The sequence below is a fragment of the Malacoplasma iowae genome (assembly GCF_900660615.1).
Classification (GTDB): domain Bacteria; phylum Bacillota_I; class Bacilli_A; order Mycoplasmatales; family Mycoplasmoidaceae; genus Malacoplasma; species Malacoplasma iowae.
Window position 1 is genome coordinate 673,481 of sequence record NZ_LR215023.1, and the last position, 17,425, is coordinate 690,905.

Annotated in this window: 20 protein-coding genes; 9 read left to right on the forward strand and 11 right to left on the reverse strand. The window is 23.1% G+C overall.

Annotation, left to right across the window (positions count from 1 at the left end):
- Positions 1–50 precede the first annotated feature (50 nt).
- Complete coding sequence (locus tag EXC57_RS05180; protein WP_004024567.1) at positions 51–188, forward strand: hypothetical protein; 138 nt, start codon at positions 51–53, stop codon at positions 186–188.
- 32 nt (positions 189–220) lie between these two features.
- Here EXC57_RS05180 and EXC57_RS05185 read toward each other — a convergent pair whose 3' ends face one another.
- Positions 221–379, reverse strand: a complete 159-nt coding sequence (locus tag EXC57_RS05185) for a hypothetical protein (protein ID WP_159402894.1) — start codon at positions 377–379, stop codon at positions 221–223.
- Positions 380–1,755: 1,376 nt separating this feature from the next.
- Here EXC57_RS05185 and EXC57_RS05190 point away from each other — a divergent pair.
- Positions 1,756–1,911: a hypothetical protein gene (locus tag EXC57_RS05190; RefSeq protein ID WP_165271526.1), complete on the forward strand. Its 156-nt coding sequence runs from the start codon at positions 1,756–1,758 to the stop codon at positions 1,909–1,911.
- Positions 1,874–2,632 carry a hypothetical protein gene (locus EXC57_RS02685; RefSeq protein WP_004024571.1) on the forward strand — a complete coding sequence of 253 codons (759 nt, stop codon included), beginning with the start codon at positions 1,874–1,876 and terminating at the stop codon, positions 2,630–2,632. The genes EXC57_RS05190 and EXC57_RS02685 overlap by 38 nt, the downstream gene beginning before the upstream one ends.
- A gap of 166 nt (positions 2,633–2,798) precedes the next feature.
- Here the strand turns inward: EXC57_RS02685 and EXC57_RS02690 are convergent, their stop codons facing one another.
- Together EXC57_RS02690 and EXC57_RS02695 are read right to left on the reverse strand one after the other, a co-directional pair.
- Positions 2,799–3,023, reverse strand: coding sequence for a hypothetical protein (locus EXC57_RS02690; protein ID WP_129692600.1), 225 nt, complete (start codon positions 3,021–3,023; stop codon positions 2,799–2,801).
- A gap of 69 nt (positions 3,024–3,092) precedes the next feature.
- On the reverse strand, positions 3,093–4,067 hold the full coding sequence (locus tag EXC57_RS02695; RefSeq protein ID WP_129692495.1) for an IS30 family transposase: 975 nt from the start codon (positions 4,065–4,067) through the stop codon (positions 3,093–3,095).
- Positions 4,068–4,230: 163 nt separating this feature from the next.
- Between EXC57_RS02695 and EXC57_RS05360 the strand changes: the two genes are divergently transcribed.
- The 4 genes from EXC57_RS05360 to EXC57_RS02715 all read left to right on the forward strand — a co-directional run bounded on the left by EXC57_RS05360 (position 4,231) and on the right by EXC57_RS02715 (position 6,585).
- Positions 4,231–4,464, forward strand: a complete 234-nt coding sequence (locus tag EXC57_RS05360) for a helix-turn-helix domain-containing protein (protein WP_081463002.1) — start codon at positions 4,231–4,233, stop codon at positions 4,462–4,464.
- A complete protein-coding gene (locus tag EXC57_RS02705) occupies positions 4,377–4,682 on the forward strand; it encodes a hypothetical protein (protein ID WP_040538152.1) in 306 nt (101 codons plus the stop codon). The genes EXC57_RS05360 and EXC57_RS02705 overlap by 88 nt, the downstream gene beginning before the upstream one ends.
- A 200-nt stretch (positions 4,683–4,882) precedes the next feature.
- Positions 4,883–5,158 carry an IS30 family transposase gene (locus EXC57_RS02710; RefSeq protein ID WP_050796830.1) on the forward strand — a complete coding sequence of 92 codons (276 nt, stop codon included), beginning with the start codon at positions 4,883–4,885 and terminating at the stop codon, positions 5,156–5,158.
- Between the two features lie 452 nt (positions 5,159–5,610).
- On the forward strand, positions 5,611–6,585 hold the full coding sequence (locus EXC57_RS02715; protein WP_129692495.1) for an IS30 family transposase: 975 nt from the start codon (positions 5,611–5,613) through the stop codon (positions 6,583–6,585).
- On the opposite strand, the gene EXC57_RS02720 is transcribed toward EXC57_RS02715, so the two are convergent.
- The 3 genes from EXC57_RS02720 to EXC57_RS02730 form a co-directional block, all read right to left on the reverse strand.
- Positions 6,582–7,151: a TIR domain-containing protein gene (locus tag EXC57_RS02720; protein ID WP_129692601.1), complete on the reverse strand. Its 570-nt coding sequence runs from the start codon at positions 7,149–7,151 to the stop codon at positions 6,582–6,584. The genes EXC57_RS02715 and EXC57_RS02720 overlap by 4 nt on opposite strands.
- A gap of 116 nt (positions 7,152–7,267) precedes the next feature.
- Positions 7,268–7,753 (reverse strand): hypothetical protein, encoded by a 486-nt coding sequence (locus EXC57_RS02725; RefSeq protein ID WP_129692602.1) that lies wholly within the window; start codon positions 7,751–7,753, stop codon positions 7,268–7,270.
- A gap of 645 nt (positions 7,754–8,398) precedes the next feature.
- Entirely contained in the window at positions 8,399–9,001 is a 603-nt protein-coding gene (locus EXC57_RS02730) for a hypothetical protein (RefSeq protein WP_004024979.1), read from the reverse strand.
- Between the two features lie 1,619 nt (positions 9,002–10,620).
- Here EXC57_RS02730 and EXC57_RS02735 point away from each other — a divergent pair.
- Positions 10,621–11,667, forward strand: coding sequence for a DNA-methyltransferase (locus EXC57_RS02735; RefSeq protein ID WP_004024981.1), 1,047 nt, complete (start codon positions 10,621–10,623; stop codon positions 11,665–11,667).
- Here EXC57_RS02735 and EXC57_RS02740 read toward each other — a convergent pair.
- On the reverse strand, positions 11,664–12,413 hold the full coding sequence (locus EXC57_RS02740; RefSeq protein WP_004024982.1) for an MjaI family restriction endonuclease: 750 nt from the start codon (positions 12,411–12,413) through the stop codon (positions 11,664–11,666). The two genes, EXC57_RS02735 and EXC57_RS02740, sit on opposite strands and share 4 nt — an antisense overlap.
- A 196-nt stretch (positions 12,414–12,609) precedes the next feature.
- The gene (locus EXC57_RS05365) at positions 12,610–12,687 is read right to left on the reverse strand and encodes an IS3 family transposase (RefSeq protein WP_406648172.1); all 78 of its coding nucleotides are present in this window, start codon (positions 12,685–12,687) and stop codon (positions 12,610–12,612) included.
- Positions 12,688–13,264: 577 nt separating this feature from the next.
- On the opposite strand from EXC57_RS05365, the gene EXC57_RS02745 reads away from it, so the two are divergent.
- On the forward strand, positions 13,265–14,239 hold the full coding sequence (locus EXC57_RS02745; protein WP_129692603.1) for an IS30 family transposase: 975 nt from the start codon (positions 13,265–13,267) through the stop codon (positions 14,237–14,239).
- Positions 14,240–14,560: 321 nt separating this feature from the next.
- On the opposite strand, the gene EXC57_RS02750 is transcribed toward EXC57_RS02745, so the two are convergent.
- From EXC57_RS02750 to EXC57_RS02760, 3 genes are all read right to left on the reverse strand, one after another.
- Positions 14,561–14,833 (reverse strand): hypothetical protein, encoded by a 273-nt coding sequence (locus EXC57_RS02750; protein WP_004025252.1) that lies wholly within the window; start codon positions 14,831–14,833, stop codon positions 14,561–14,563.
- Positions 14,834–14,848: 15 nt separating this feature from the next.
- On the reverse strand, positions 14,849–15,115 hold the full coding sequence (locus tag EXC57_RS02755) for a hypothetical protein (RefSeq protein WP_004025251.1): 267 nt from the start codon (positions 15,113–15,115) through the stop codon (positions 14,849–14,851).
- 948 nt (positions 15,116–16,063) lie between these two features.
- Positions 16,064–17,416 carry a hypothetical protein gene (locus EXC57_RS02760; protein ID WP_004025248.1) on the reverse strand — a complete coding sequence of 451 codons (1,353 nt, stop codon included), beginning with the start codon at positions 17,414–17,416 and terminating at the stop codon, positions 16,064–16,066.
- Positions 17,417–17,425: the final 9 nt, after the last annotated feature.

Sequence of the window (17,425 nt, forward strand, 5' to 3'; positions counted from 1 at the left end):
TATATTTTTTTAATATCACTCGTAAATGATGCAACATCTTTTGGGGATGCATGTTTAGTGGAATTTCTTATTTGATGAATAATACATTTTGAATGTGAACATTTGTAAATGCAGTTTTTAAAGCTTCTAATATTCCCTTAAAATTATCAAAACAAGTTAAAAGAACATCTTTAAGCATCTTATTTTAAAGTTCATCAAAAATTATTAATCATTGTTTAGATTATTCAGATTCAGCTATTCAAAAACATAAAATTTCTTTTTTTTCAACATTAACGCCAATTATTAAATAAACTGATTTTTCCTTGTTGACAGAATCTTCTTTAATTTTGAATCTAATTCCATTTATGTATATTTTTATTTTTCCTATTTGGGCTTTCAAAATATTTATATTGATTCAAAACAATTATTATTTAAGTTGTTAGACTGAACTTTATTTCAGGATAATCATTTTATTATTAAATATGTTTTGATTTCGAATTAAAATATAAATGATTTAAATAGTGGAGTAAAATATAAACATAAAAGAAAATGATAAAATGTATTTTTCTATAAAAGGTTATACAAATTACACAAATCTATCAAAAGATAGATTAACATGACTTATTGAATCCATAAACAATTCAATTTATTCTTTAAATTAGGATCAAAAAAATATAAACAAAAAAATAAAAATTGTTTTTTATATTAATAATAACCTATTTACCAGTGATAAAAATATTAATAAGTTAAATGTTAGTCATGTTGAAATAATAGATAATGGTATAGGATTCACTGATCAGAGATACAATTCTTTTTGTACACTTTATAAATCAAAAGAAAAAAAATGGATCAAACATATGTAATGGAAGAATTCAATATCTTGCCTTCAAAAAAATAAAAATTGAATCGATATATAATTAATCAAATACTCTTAAGAGAAGATGCTTTGAATTCCAAAAAGGAGATGAAAATATTTCTATCCAAAATCATACAATTAATGAAATAATGCAAAATACTGATAAAAAGCAAAGTATCTTTTTATCATTATGATGGTGCTCAGTTAGATATAGACAAAGATTTTTTAATAAACAAAATATCTTAAAATGTTTTTTATAAGCTACTTATATGCAAGGAAAAATTAATAAATATAACACTAATAGTAAATAATTTACAAGAAAATTCACAAGAAAATATTAATATAAATGAATTAATTAAAGAAAATTTTAAAATGCAACAACATTTTTTAAAAATAGAAAATTCTAATTTTAACATTAATATATTAGAAACAAATAGTAACATAGTTACTCATAGCAAATTACTTGGTTAAAAGTAAGATAATTGAATCAAAACAAGTTATTCTAAAGTATTATAATTATTATAATAATATTGATACTAATACAAAATATTGTGTGTTTATTGAGTCAGAAATAATCGATGATATTTATATTCCAAATGAAAGAAATATTTAATGATCATTATTAGATGACAACTTATTTGGTAATAAGGATGATTGGGAAAAACAGCTAATATCCAAAGTAATTAATTTAATAAAATTAAAAAACCTGATATTTTTAACGAAATTGAAAACGAAATGACAAATAGCATGGTTAACAAAATAGAGTCTTTAAATTTAAAAAGTTATAGTAAAAGTTTTTACACAGAGATAAAAAAGGCTTTAAAAAATAATAGTGACTTTATAACAAAAGATGAAATTTACAGGTTGAATGATTATATAGAAAATAAGTTAGTCTATCGATTTTTTGAAACTGATAGAAAATGAAAAAAATATCAGAGTTCTTTCCCAATAAGAGAAAAATAAAAATAAGTAAAAATAATATTCGTTCTAACCTTATTGAATTATTTGAAAATAAAGCTAATAAATGAAGTAAAGGAAATGAATGAAACATATGCTTGTTCAAACCAAGAAAATAAGAAGCGTTCAACTGAAAAAGAAATACACAATCTTATTATTTCACAAGGAACTAATGCAGATTGAAATGAAATAGATAATACTGGATTGTGACTAATTTCAAACGAGATGTTAGAGAGTCAATATATATCTTCAGATATTCCTTTAAAGAAAAATAATCTTGTAAACGTAAAAGATGAATATGAAAATATGAGGCCTTACATTTTTCTCTTTAAAAACAAATTAAATCACAACAAAGAATGTTTTCAAAATATGGTAAACAATATAGAACCAGGATATATTTATATTGTTGAGTTAAAAAGAATTGAAAGAAATAATTTAGAAAAACCAAAAAATGATCCAGTATCACAAATAATAAATTATATTAATAGAATTGAAACAATTGCTGCCAATAATACTAGAAAAATAAAGCTTGAACAAGATAAAAACCAATACATATTTAGAACTTTTATCATATGTGATATAGATGATAAATATCATAACAAATTAATTGAAAAAAGTTTTAGTTCATATAAGAATAAGAATTATTATGTAAAAATAGCAAATTTAAAAGAATTTAATGATCTATATGATTTTAGTGAAAAAAATTCTAAAGAAAATGAACAATGTAAGATAATAATGGAAGTATATAGTTATGAATATTTAATTGAAATGAATTTAATTAAATATAACGATCTTATAAAAGCATATGAAAAAGATTTAAATAAAAAAGGTGATATGTAATCTACATGATAATATTTTGATACCATATATTTATCTATTAAACGAATACTTAAAATTGTGTAGTATAAATATTAGTATTTTAACATCGAGTATTCACCTACCTTGTTAAACCAAAATAATGTATGTGTTTTTTTACGACATCATTTATTTGTCTAAATTTTCTAGTTTATCTTTTAATTCAAAATAAAAATTTAATAATGTCTTTAACACTATATTTTTTAAAACATTCTGTTTTTAGTAATATTTGAAGATATTCTTTATTTAATTTTAGTTCTTCTAAATTATTAATAAATATAACATTATTTTTTATGTTATATGCTCGATTAACATGTGAAGTGCAACACTCAAAAAAAGAGCCTGCACTTCATTTGTTTTGTTCCCTAACTGACATGTGAAGTGCAACACTTCAATGTTACATTAAACTCTCGACTTTGAAATATAAGTTGAGAGTTTTTTTGTTTTAAATATTTTCTTGATACATTTGGTAAGCTGTTTTATAACCAAACATTTTTCTTGGGATGTTGTTTACTTTTCATTCAAGAGTTTTTATTTTATCTTCACTTACTAAACTGAAGTCAGTTCCTTTTTTATATCATCTTCTAACTATCCCATTTATGTTCTCGTTGGACCCTCTTTGGAATGAAGAATAAGGTTGGCAATAATAAACTTTAAAGTTGAATTGTTTTGCAGTTATTCCCATCATTTGAAACTCTAACCCATTATCAACAGTGATGCTTTTTATTGGGAGTTTTTCATCTCGAATAATGGTATACATTTTAGCCATCATTGATCTAGCGTTCTTCCCTTTTATTTTTCTAATAATTGCCAACCTTGTTTTTCTTTCCACTAATGTCAATAAGTGGTAATAACCACTTTGCCTTTTACTAACTATTAGATCAGCTTCTCAATGTCCAAATTCTTTTCTATTGTTTATCTTTTCTGGTCTTAGACTATAAGGAATGCAGTATTTTCCATCAATTTTAGAAAATATACCTATTTTTCTTCTTTTTCCTTTAACATATTTTCTTCTTAAACAATCTCTTCTTTGTATCTTTCAAATCTTGCTATTGATTCATCTAAATACTTGCCTAGCACTTGGAACTTTAACTAACGGATAGTTTTCTTTTATTCAAAAAATTGTAGCTTCTACACCATGAGATTTAGGATTAAATTTTTGAATAAAAAGATCTGTGAAGTTTTTGTACTTCAACATAAAAAACATATGACAATTTGATTTTCTTCTAATGTATTTTTTGTGAGCAGTTGATGAATAATAAATCCCTGTTGAAGATGTGTTTCTTTTTAATTCTCTTGATATTGTTGATTTGTTTTTATTTAAGATTTTTGCAATCTTATTCATAGAATATTTTTCTTTATTTCAAAGAAAATAAATTAAGCATCTTTCTTCTTTTGTTAAATGTTTATAAGTTTTCATAAGCACTCCTAATATTCATTATCTTTTTATTAGTGAACACTTACAAACAAAACAAATGAAGTGCACACTCTTTTTTGAGTGTTGCACTTCACATGTCAATCGAGCAACATTTAACAAAAAAAGACACTTAATTTAGTTGCTTTGAAATAAAGAAAAATATTCAATGAATAAGATAGCAAAAATCTTAGTTAAAAATAAATCAACAATATCTAGGGAGTTGAAGAGAAATGCATCTTCAACTGAAATTTATTATTCGTTATTGCTCACAAAAAATACATTAGAAGAAAATCTAATTGTTATTTATTTTCTATGTTGAAATATAAAAACTTTACAGATCTTTTTATTCAAAAATTTAACCCAAAATCTCATGGTGTTGAGGGTACATTTTTTTGAATAAAGAAAAACTATCCATTAGTTAAAGTCCCAAGTGATAGACAAGTTTTTAGATGAATAAATAGTAAGATTTGAAAGACACAAAGAAGAGATTGTTTAAGAAGAAAATATATTAAAGAAAAAAGAAAAACAAGTATATTCTCTAAAATTAACGAAAAATGCTGCATTCCATATAGTTTAAGGTCACAAAAGATAAGTAACAGAAAAGGGTTTGGACTTTAAGAAACTGACCTAATAGTTAGCAAAAAGACGAAGTGGATATTATCATTTATTAACGTTAGTAGAAAAAAAACAAGGTTGACAATTATTAGAAAAATAAAAAGTAAAAATGATAGATCAATGATGGGTAAAATGTACACCATCACTAGAGATTAAAAGTTTCCAATCAAAACCACATTGATAAAGGATTATAGTTTAAAATAATGGGTATAACAACAAAACAATTAAACTTTAAAGTTTATTATTGCCAACATTATTCTTCATTCCAAGGATGCACTAATGAAAATATAAATGGGTTAGTTAGAAGATGATATAAAAAAGGAACTTATTTCAATTTGGTAAGCGAAGACAAAATAAGAATTCTTGAACGAAAAGTAAATAACATACCAAGAAAATTTTTGGTTATAAAACATCTTATGAAATGTACCAAGAAAATATTTAAAAAACTTTCAACTTATATCATAAAATCGAAAGTTTAATGTAACATTGAGTGTTGGACTTCACATATCAGTTAGGGAAATAACTACAATAATGAAAAAATTAAAGAAAAGTTAAGTTTAATATCTCCAATGATGTTATAATAAATAACATCAAAATTGCTTCTCATTTTTTAACATCATAGTTTATCCTTTTTTATATGACATGTTTATTTTTATATTTGAATATTTTGTGCAAAAACATAATATATTAGTTTTGTTTAATCATATCAATAAATAAAATTAATTGTGTAAGTCATAAACTATGTTGTATTTTTTGCATTTAATTTGTTCATCTCTCTTTTTTAGTGATTCCATAATAAATCTGTTTGGGTTTTTTATGAATTCACGCTCGATTGACATGTGAAGTGCAACACTCAAAAAAGAGTGTGCACTTCATTTGTTTTGTTTGTAAGTGTTCACTAATAAAAAGATAATGAATATTAGGAGTGCTTATGAAAACTTATAAACATTTAACAAAAGAAGAAAGATGCTTAATTTATTTTCTTTGAAATAAAGAAAAATATTCTATGAATAAGATTGCAAAAATCTTAAATAAAAACAAATCAACAATATCAAGAGAATTAAAAAGAAACACATCTTCAACAGGGATTTATTATTCATCAACTGCTCACAAAAAATACATTAGAAGAAAATCAAATTGTCATATGTTTTTTATGTTGAAGTACAAAAACTTCACAGATCTTTTTATTCAAAAATTTAATCCTAAATCTCATGGTGTAGAAGCTACAATTTTTTGAATAAAAGAAAACTATCCGTTAGTTAAAGTTCCAAGTGCTAGGCAAGTATTTAGATGAATCAATAGCAAGATTTGAAAGATACAAAGAAGAGATTGTTTAAGAAGAAAATATGTTAAAGGAAAAAGAAGAAAAATAGGTATATTTTCTAAAATTGATGGAAAATACTGCATTCCTTATAGTCTAAGACCAGAAAAGATAAACAATAGAAAAGAATTTGGACATTGAGAAGCTGATCTAATAGTTAGTAAAAGGCAAAGTGGTTATTACCACTTATTGACATTAGTGGAAAGAAAAACAAGGTTGGCAATTATTAGAAAAATAAAAGGGAAGAACGCTAGATCAATGATGGCTAAAATGTATACCATTATTCGAGATGAAAAACTCCCAATAAAAAGCATCACTGTTGATAATGGGTTAGAGTTTCAAATGATGGGAATAACTGCAAAACAATTCAACTTTAAAGTTTATTATTGCCAACCTTATTCTTCATTCCAAAGAGGGTCCAACGAGAACATAAATGGGATAGTTAGAAGATGATATAAAAAAGGAACTGACTTCAGTTTAGTAAGTGAAGATAAAATAAAAACTCTTGAATGAAAAGTAAACAACATCCCAAGAAAAATGTTTGGTTATAAAACAGCTTACCAAATGTATCAAGAAAATATTTAAAACAAAAAAACTCTCAACTTATATTTCAAAGTCGAGAGTTTAATGTAACATTGAAGTGTTGCACTTCACATGTCAGTTAGGGGTGATTCCATAATAAATCTGTTTGGGTTTTTTATGAATTCACTATAATCTGCTCAAACTATATAATCGCGGTTTTGATTAAGTATTTCAGGTATTTGATATTGTGCATTGCTATCAACTAATCGCAAGTTATCACACATAACACATATCAATCCATTTACTCTATTGTTTTTTCAATCCCTCAGTGATGCTGATATCTCATTATATATTCAACCACTTTTTAAAAAGCTACCTTTTGTATAGGAAATTTTTTCTTTATTATCGTTTAATAGATCTCATGTAAGCAACAAAATAGTACATGATGATCCAGAAATTCTATCATGAAGATAATTTCATATAGTTTCGTCAGAAAACATACTTTTATCTTCATTTTCCGAATAATTAATTATTTCATCCATTAGAAGCACACTTTTTTTTACTTCGTTTTTTGAATGTTCATTTCTATAATCATGAGAATATGATAAAAAACATGTTATTTTTTCCATGAAAACTCCCTTAATTTTCTAGCATAAAAATATGCAAATATGTTACTAAATTATGTAACTTAAATTATATTAAATCTATATATATACATTATTTAATAAATATAAGTGAAATTATTTTAAATAATGTAAGAAAAAATAATTGATGCTATAGGAATAGATATGATAGGAATTCATATTAATGATAGAAAAGATTTTAAAGATTTTAAGATACTAAATTTGTTGGTTTTTTTAAGAGATTGAAAGTTAAATGATAAAATTTCTTCATAAATATTAATATCTTTATTTGATTTTTTATTATTGATAATTTTATCAATATCTATCTTTGATTTTTGATTATAAATAAATACAAACATTCTTTCATTTCTTAAATTCACTAAATTAGAAAAAAATAGACAAACAATAATTAGAAACAAAGTATAACTCATAATAATTTTTGAATTTTTTATCAAATTTAGTGAAAATATTAATGGAACAAATATTGAAATAATACTTGTTGATATAGCTATCAATGTATAACCAATATTTGAAAGTCTTTTAATAGTATTTTGTAAATTATTTAAATTATTAATATGAATATCTATAATTTTATCCACGTTTAGCATTACTCCTCCAAAAAATATACTTTTGAATTTATATTAATATTATTTTTATCCTCCTACTTTTTATTTAATATAAAATAATTTTATATGTGTTGACATATTTTTCTAGAAATAAAGAATTAAAATTTATAAATTACTTTAAAATTATTTTATTCATTAAAACAAAATAATAAGATTGTTAAATATAAGTGATTTTATCACCTACTTTTAAGAGGAATAAGTTAATTCTATAACAGTATCTCCTCATTTTTTAAACATATTTTTTTATTCCTTGCCTATCAATTTAAGTTCACGTCTTTTTAGTTCCTTTTCTTTCTCATTTAGATAAGATTTTTCTTGTCTAATATTCTTCTTATAGTCATAGTTTGACTCTTAAGTTTTCGCCTTTCTCTTTTTAATTTTAAAAATTGATTTTGGAATATTTCTTCTTCATAAACTTCAATTAGATCGTTATCAACTTCTTCAAAGTAAAATCTTTTGTTATCTATAACCGTGAACAGTTTATTTGTTATCGTGTCGATGTAAAGTCTTACAAAGTTTCTTATTGTACATTTTCTGCAATCTTCTGTTATTAGACCCAATCTTTTGTTTTCAAATGCAATGTTGAAACCTTTATGGACTTTGCATTATTTAGTTATGCAGAATGCCTTATCAATTCTTTTTTTCAGAAACCTTTGTGAATGCTTTTTCTTTGTGAGTAGAAGTTTTTGAAAATTGCGTTTTGTAAGTCTCAATTATTTTTTCAACATTCTTTTCAAAGTCTTCACATGACTTCATGTTGTTTATGTAAAAGTAGTAAGGGTAAAAATCTTGTGCGCTTCTGAGAGATCTTTCAACATTAACTTTGGATGCTGGTTCATTTTTCGATTCAACTTCAATATCTAAATTGTTTAAACATTGTGTCATATTTGTTTTTGAGTTGTGAGATCAGAATGTTGTTCTTTTGTCTGTTTTAATTAAACCCAGATAACCATGAGTTTTGAATAGGTTTTTCAATAGTTTTGTATAACCAACATTTGTTTCTTCTTTTTCTATAGTTGTTGCAAGTAACATTACAGTTCCTGTATCAACCGCATAATAGATAAAATATTTTTCATTGTTTAATCATTTATGGACAAAAGCATCAATTTTGACAATCTCACCAAACTCACAATCGTGTTTCACATACTGTATTCTTTTAGAGTTATTCTTTTCTAAAAAATCATCATATTTAAAGTTTAAATCTATTAGTTGTTTAGTTATTTCATCCACTTTGTTTAGCTCTAAGTCCCTAATTAGTTTCTTTATTTTTCTTTTGTTTTTCTTTTTGTGTTTTTAGTGATTAAGAAACTGTTATTTAATATTTGTTGACAGTTGAAAAACTTATATCAAAGTTTCCTTCAATATACTGTTCAAAAATAGTTTGTGTGGCATTTTATAGTTTGTGTTGTCTATAGATGAATTGTTTTTCTCAATGATAATGTATAAATACAATATATTTTTTTATGTTTTTACAAATTGATTTTTGGTTACAGTATCTTTATTTGCAGTTTTCACAGAAGAAATTTTTATCTTTATAATTTTCTATACATATCACACTTTGTTTTATTGATTTGTACAAATTAACAAAATGTTTTTTAGCTGATTAATTTTTTGTTTTTTTATATGATCTTCTACCTTGATAAGAATTAATAATTTAAATGTTTCATATTTAATTATTTTTTTCAAATATTTTATCTCCCTATTGTAATAATTAGATCATCTTAACTTCTATAAACAAATTTATAAAGTGGGTAAAATCACTTGAACTAACGCACTTAAACCTACATTTCTTGAAAACGAATAATTATTCTATAATTTTATGCTCTATTCATAATAGATAAATTAAAGATTATGAATGTTCAATAAGTAGAAAAATTTAATTAATTTAATGTCTGCATTATCTAATGATAAGTTATTTTTTTAAAATATCATTTTAACTCAAATGTAAATAAAAATAATAATATAGAATTTTCTATTATAATTGCTTCAATTATTGTGGACAAGTTAAATTTTATAAACATGTTTTATAAGCGCGACACGAGAAACAATAAATAAAGATATAAATGTTATAATTGTAATAAAAAGATATTCAAATCTACTACACAACCTACATTAAATCATTTACACAAATACCATTATAATAAACTTAAATTGTTTATTAATGTTCCATTAATAATTTATCATTAAAAAAGATTTCTAAAATTTGTAATATTTTGCTTTCTTGTACTTTTAATCGAAGATATAAAATTACTATTTACCTAACAAATAAGCAATCAAATCAATTTGTTAGCATTTCAATTGAAGTTGGTAAAATTTATTTTTAAATTCTAAAAAATAAGATTTCAAAAATACAATTGCTAAAAAATCAAGAATACACGGTTATCTACAAAACCTAGAAGATTAAGTTGGCTTAAGTAAAGATAAATATTTATAACTACTGCTATTTATAGAGTAAAAAATATTTTAGTTAATTTTATCATGTTTGATAAAATGAATATGCAAATTCTATATAATAATTATAAAAAAAATAATAACAGATAGTGTAGAGTTTATATTTAATTTAGAAAACAAATTTTAGTTATGAATTAAAATTTTATCTAAACATAATTCTAATAATATGATTGGAAAAATGTCTATAATAGAAAAAGATAATTGAGTTAGATATCATATTCAAAATATAAATAATTTTCATAACCTAATAAAATATATAATAAATAATAAGTTTAAATGTCTAAGTTTAAATTATTTAGTTCAATACATGAGTTGAGTTAAAAGATTAAGATTAAATATGAATTAGCCTATTTAATGATTGACAAATTAGTAATGAATACAATGTAGAGGTATATATTATGAACGAAACTAAACAAAAGGTAATTATTGGAAATTCAATAGATTTATCAATGATAAAAGATAAAAGCATTGATTTAATAATTACATCCCCACCTTATCCAATGATCTCAATGTGAGATGAAACTTTTAATATTCTGAATGGTGAAATATCAAAAAAACTAATCAATGATGAACCAAAAAAAGCTTTTGAATTAATGCATGTTGAATTAGATAAAATTTATATTGAAGCAATAAAAAAACTTAAAGATGATGGTATAGTTGTTATTAATATCGGTGATGCAACAAGAACGTGCAAAAATAATTTTTCTTTATATCCTAACGGCTCGAGAACTATAGAATTTTTTACAAAAAATGGATTTAATTTATTACCATCAATAATTTGAAATAAACCAACAAACTCACCTAATAAATTTATGGGTTCAGGTATGTTGCCTGTTGGTGCATATAATACATTAGAATTTGAACATATATTAATTTTTAAAAAATCAAAAAGAGAATTTTGCTCAAGAGAGCAAAAAAATAATAGAAATGAATCTGCATTTTTTTGAAACGAAAGAAACATTTGATGTAACAATATTTGAAATTTCGTAGGTGAAAAACAAAAAAACAAAAATGATGCAAGAGAAAGAAATGGTGCATTTCCTTTAGAGTTACCTTATAGAATAGTTTCCATGTGAACATGTAAAAATGACACTGTTTTAGATATTTTTGGCGGAACAGGAACAACATTACTTGCTTGTGCTGCATTAAAGAGAAATGGTATCACCGTTGAGATGCAAAAGGAATTTAAAAATGATATAAATGATAGGCTTATTAATGCAAGGGAAATATTAAATAAAAAAAATAAGGATAGATTAAAAAATCAAATAAACTTTGTTGATGATAGAATTTCCAAAGGAAAAGAAATTAAATATGTAAACAATTATTATAATATTCCTGTTATAACAAAACAAGAGATTAATATAAAGCTTCCGTATATTAATAAAATTCATTTAAAATACGATAATGAAAAAGAATCTGAAATAATTGTCAAATATGAAGATTAAATAATATTTTTTCCATTTAATGTGATTTCTATGACATATTCATCTTTTTTAGATGAATCTAAAACACAAAAATAAACATTACTTGGAATGTTAACTAAATTATTTCTCCTTGATCTTAAATTTTTACCAGCGCTAGAATTTCCAGTTTTAACTTGCAATAGTATTTCTACATCATTATTTTTATCTATATATTTTCAATCAATCCCAATTGATTCCTCTTTGGGATCTGATTTAACAATTTTGCTATTATCAAAACGAATCTTTGGATAATTATTTTTTAGTATAAGTTTTGCACAATATGAAGCAACTGGTTGTTCTAACATCATGCCATTATAAGTTTTTTGTATTATTAAATCATCAACTCAATCTTGTATCAATTCTAATGTTATCTTAGGAAATAGTTCTTCCTTAAATTTTAAAAATAAATTATATATGTTGATAGCAGCTTCTCTCCTAACTTCCTCACCTGTTTTTGGACAACATTCCTTAAAATCTTTTAGTACATTATTTAAAGAATTATAATATTTCGATCAATCATTAACATGTGGTATATGTTCTATATTTTTTTTATTTCAATCATAAATAAAATCATTAAAAATTTCAGATAATTGGCCAACTCTTTTTGGTCTAGTTGAATTTGTGATACTATTCAATAAATTTATAAATGGAGAAACATAAAGATCGAATTTTTTTATGTTTTCTTTACTAGTTAATTTTATTAATTCTTTTTTATTTATTTTTTGCATATTTGCCTCTATTTAAACTATTTCTATTATAATAAACTACCAAACTAATTAAATTAGTTTTTGTTTTTTTAAATTTTTATACAAATAGAGATACATGTATCAAAATAATATTATTTTATAATCATTTTTAAAGTTATTCCATTCTTTAAACGCGGACATGAAATTTGAACAATAATACAAATTTCATTTATTTTATTTACAAATTTAATTTATATTGATTTGGAGTCATCAAGTTTAATTTCTTCTGGATTCTCCAATTGCCATAATAGTTAATGAACTAATAAATATGATTTTGTAGATAATCTTTTGTTGATGAAATGTACGTTACATCAGTAGCATAAATTTCAAAGGCATGATCAACATAATCATAATTATGCAAAACAATATATTAACAAATATGTTTAGATTTTTTGCTTATTTCAATTTACGAGGTTTATGAATGTTGCATTTTAAACAGTTTTCATTTATTGTACAAATTTGTCAATATGAATATCTTGCCTCATAATATCAAACGCAACACAGAAAATCATAAATACAAATATCAGAAAGATTACAAAAACAAAAGGCGCTTTTACAAACACCAATCGCTGTCAAAAAAAATAATTTACACATGTTTAATTAAGAATCAAAAGGATTGTTGTTAATGAATACTTCATAACTGGTCTCAAACATTAAATCAACTAACTATCTTATTTCCTTATAGATTATTTGATATAAAGTAGATATTATTAAGCTATTTAAAAGATACTCGATTGACATGTGAAGTGCAACACTCAAAAAAGAGTGTGCACTTCATTTGTTTTGTTTGTAAGTGTTCACTAATAAAAAGATAATGAATATTAGGAGTGCTTATGAAAACTTATAAACATTTAACAAAAGAAGAAAGATGCTTAATTTATTTTTTTTGAAATAAAGAAAAATATTCTATGAATAAGATTGCAAAAATCTTAAATAAAAACAAATCAACAATATCAAGAGAGTTGAAGAGAAACACATCTTCAACAGGAATTTATTATTCATCATCTGCTCACAAAAAATACATTAGAAGAAAATCAAATTGTCATATGTTTTTTATGTTGAAGTACAAAAACTTCACAGATCTTTTTATTCAAAAATTTAATCCTAAATCTCATGGTGTAGAAGCTACAATTTTTTGAATAAAAGAAAACTATCCATTAGTTAAAGTTCCAAGTGCTAGGCAAGTATTTAGATGAATCAATAGCAAGATTTGAAAGATACAAAGAAGAGATTGTTTAAGAAGAAAATATGTTAAAGGAAAAAGAAGAAAAATAGGTATATTTTCTAAAATTGATGGAAAATACTGCATTCCTTATAGTCTAAGACCAGAAAAGATAAACAAAAGAAAAGAATTTGGACATTGAGAAGCTGATCTAATAGTTAGTAAAAGGCAAAGTGGTTATTACCACTTATTAACATTAGTAGAAAGAAAAACAAGGTTGGCAATTATTAGAAAAATAAAAGGTAAAAACGCTAGATCAATGATGGCTAAAATGTATACCATTATTCGAGATGAAAAACTCCCAATAAAAAGCATCACTGTTGATAAAGGGTTAGAGTTTCAAATGATGGGAATAACTGCAAAACAATTCAACTTTAAAGTTTATTATTGCCAACCTTATTCTTCATTCCAAAGAGGGTCCAACGAGAACATAAATGGGATAGTTAGAAGATGATATAAAAAAGGAACTGACTTCAGTTTAGTAAGTGAAGATAAAATAAAAACTCTTGAATGAAAAGTAAACAACATCCCAAGAAAAATGTTTGGTTATAAAACAGCTTACCAAATGTATCAAGAAAATATTTAAAACAAAAAAACTCTCAACTTATATTTCAAAGTCGAGAGTTTAATGTAACATTGAAGTGTTGCACTTCACATGTCAGTTAGGGAACTCTCAACTTACATTTCAAAGTCGAGAGTTTAATGTAACATTAAAGTGTTGCACTTCACATGTCAGTTAGGGATAGATTATGTGATATAAAATAGTTGTTATCAAGTGACCAAAAAGATAACCTAAAAAACGAGTTTCTTCAAAAATTGCTACACTATAAAAAGTACTATAAGTATGTAGAAAATACAAGAAAGCAAAATTTTATAATTTTAATTAATGTTTAATTTTATGCAAAACTTATTTTTCTTTTAATTTGTTTTCTAACTCTTTTATTTCTTTATTTAATGCTTCTATTTCATTTTTTATATCTAATATTTTCATTTTTTCTTTTTCTTTTTTTATTTCTGTTTCAATTTTAGTTTTTTTGATTTCTAACTTACTTTCTTCCTTTTTCATTTGATTTTTAGATGCTACAGATTCTTTTTTGCTTTTTTTAATGTTTTGATCAACAAATGCAGCTATAATTATTCCTATTAACGCTATGATAACAAAAATTGATAAAATTTCCATATTAATCTCTCCAAATTATTCTTTATTTTTTTCTAATTTCTCTAACTCTTCATTTAGGGATTTTATTTTATTTTTTAGTTCATCAATTTTTTTTAATCCTTTTTCTTCTTCAATTGCAACAAGAATTTTTGTTTTATCAAGTTCAATTTTATGTTGTTCCTTTTTCATTTCTTTTGCAAGATAATCATATTCTTTGCTTTTTTTCTTATTTCTAAAAATAACAAAAATTCCAATTGATAGAATCATTATGAATAAAATTATAAATATTAAGATTATAATCATGAGCAATTTCCAAACTAGTAATTATATTTATTAAAATATAATTTTAACAAAAGAGAATTCTATTAAGTTATTAAAGTAGTTAATTTAATAAAATATCATTAAAAATAGATCAAAGGAATTGCAATTTTATCTACTAAAAAAGAAATATTATTTAAATAATATGTTTTTAAATGATAATTTTTACTTTTTTAAGGTTTAATGGTATTAAACAAAAATTAATTTATTATAATTTTGATAATTTATTTGAAAAAATAATATTAAAAACATAAATTAAATAAAAACAAATATTTGAAAGTGATAAAAAAATAATAGAATATACTAAAGTTTATAATTAATCAGAAAAAACAAATATTTATTCTTGAAAAGATAACTTTCTAAATTTAATTGATTATGGTTTAATTTTATTCAGAGACAATACAAGAATAATAAAATTCATAAAAGGTACTTGTTTATTTTCAAATTTTGGAATAGTGTTTTTGAAATTAAAAAATAATAATGAAAAATTTTATTTCTATTTATTACAATCACCAAAAATTAAAAATTTATGGTATTCAAAGCACTTTAAATTAATTCGAAAATATAATTTTATTTTTACCACTGATGCTAATGAACAAATAAAAATAAGTAAGTTTTTATCACTTTTAGACAAGTCTGTATAATTATCACAGAAAAATGTTGATAATTTAAAACAAAAAACTATTCTATATTAATGAAAAATGTTTGCATAAATAATATAATGAATAAAATACAATCATCTCAATTGTTAGAATGTTACCTATAATACTTTATTGTTATATTAAATGTTTGATTCACAAATGAAGTGTAGACTTTTTTTGAGTGTTGCACTTCACATGTCAGTTAGTTGAATGTGACATATTTAAACAAAAAAGCACCCATTTTTTTAAAGATTTATACTTTCATCTTAATTAATAATTTAAAAAATGATATTTAGTAATCAGCGATATAACCCATACATTCTGTTAAGCATGATTCAAATTCAATTGTTCCATCATCTGATTCACTTATAACATGACATATTTCGTGTAGAAGTGTCGAGATTAATTCTTTTTTATTGTTAAGACATTTTCTAACAATCTCAATTTGCATTCCATTAGTGATTCCTTTTGCACTGGGATGGTCTTCAATTACTATAAAATTTATCTTGTTATATAAAATTTTAAATTTTTTTCATTTTAAAGATAAATTCTTTAAGTAATAAATAGCATCATCTCAATTATTACTTTCTTCAGTATTAAAATCTCATTCTTTTATTTCTTGTGTTTCATATGAAGATGTGAAATCATAAATAAACTTATTGATAGTGTATATACCCCTATTTTCTAAAGCTATATAATCCTTATTATTTAAGTAGCATAATTCATAACCTTCATCTTTTGCATATGATTCAAAAACTGCATTTTGTTTATCGTTATTATTGAAAATAATAATTTTTTTATCTATATTCTTAAGAACGAATTCTTTAACATCTATAAAATTTCATTCGCTATTATTATTATCATTTCTGGAATCATATATTGAGTTTATAACTTTTAGAAAGTATGGGTCTTTTTTGTCCAAACTCCTTATTATTTTAACTATAGAGTCTGAATATCCATCTCTTGAAATAAATGTTCTTTCTCTATTTAGGGATTTTAAAAACCTTTTATTAGGTTTATTTATATTATAGGAAAATATTAATCCTGCATCTTCTGAAACTTGCATATTATTGTAAAATATTTTAGAAATATTATTATTTAAGTTTAATATTAAGTCTCCATAATTTGAATTAATTTTATACAAATTAGGCGAAAAAAAAGTAAAAAAAGAAGTAAATTCATTATATTCATCTAAAGATATGTCATTTATGGTGATTGTAGTTCCTATAAAGTCATCATTACTATTTTTTTTAGATATATGTATAGTTTCAATATTTTCATCAATTCCTTGCTTGTTATTTAAAACAGGAGTAAAAATTCCTTTATTGCTTTGAATTGTAATTCTTTTATTATTTCTAAACAATACAGCAATAGAATCTTTAAGTCCTATTCCAAATTTTCCAATCATATTATCACTATTTATCTTCTCTACATTTTCATTTTGTACAAAATCATCAGTTTTTATACCCCTACCAAAATCTACTATTTTTAGTTCATTATTTTGGTATGTTATCTTAGGATAAGAATCTAAATTACATAGTACTGTTTCATCTAGTGCATTAGCATATAATTCCCTTAAAGCCATTGGAACAGTTCAATTTTCTAAAATTTTTTTAATGTTTATATCTATCAATTGGTCTTTCATTTACTAAAC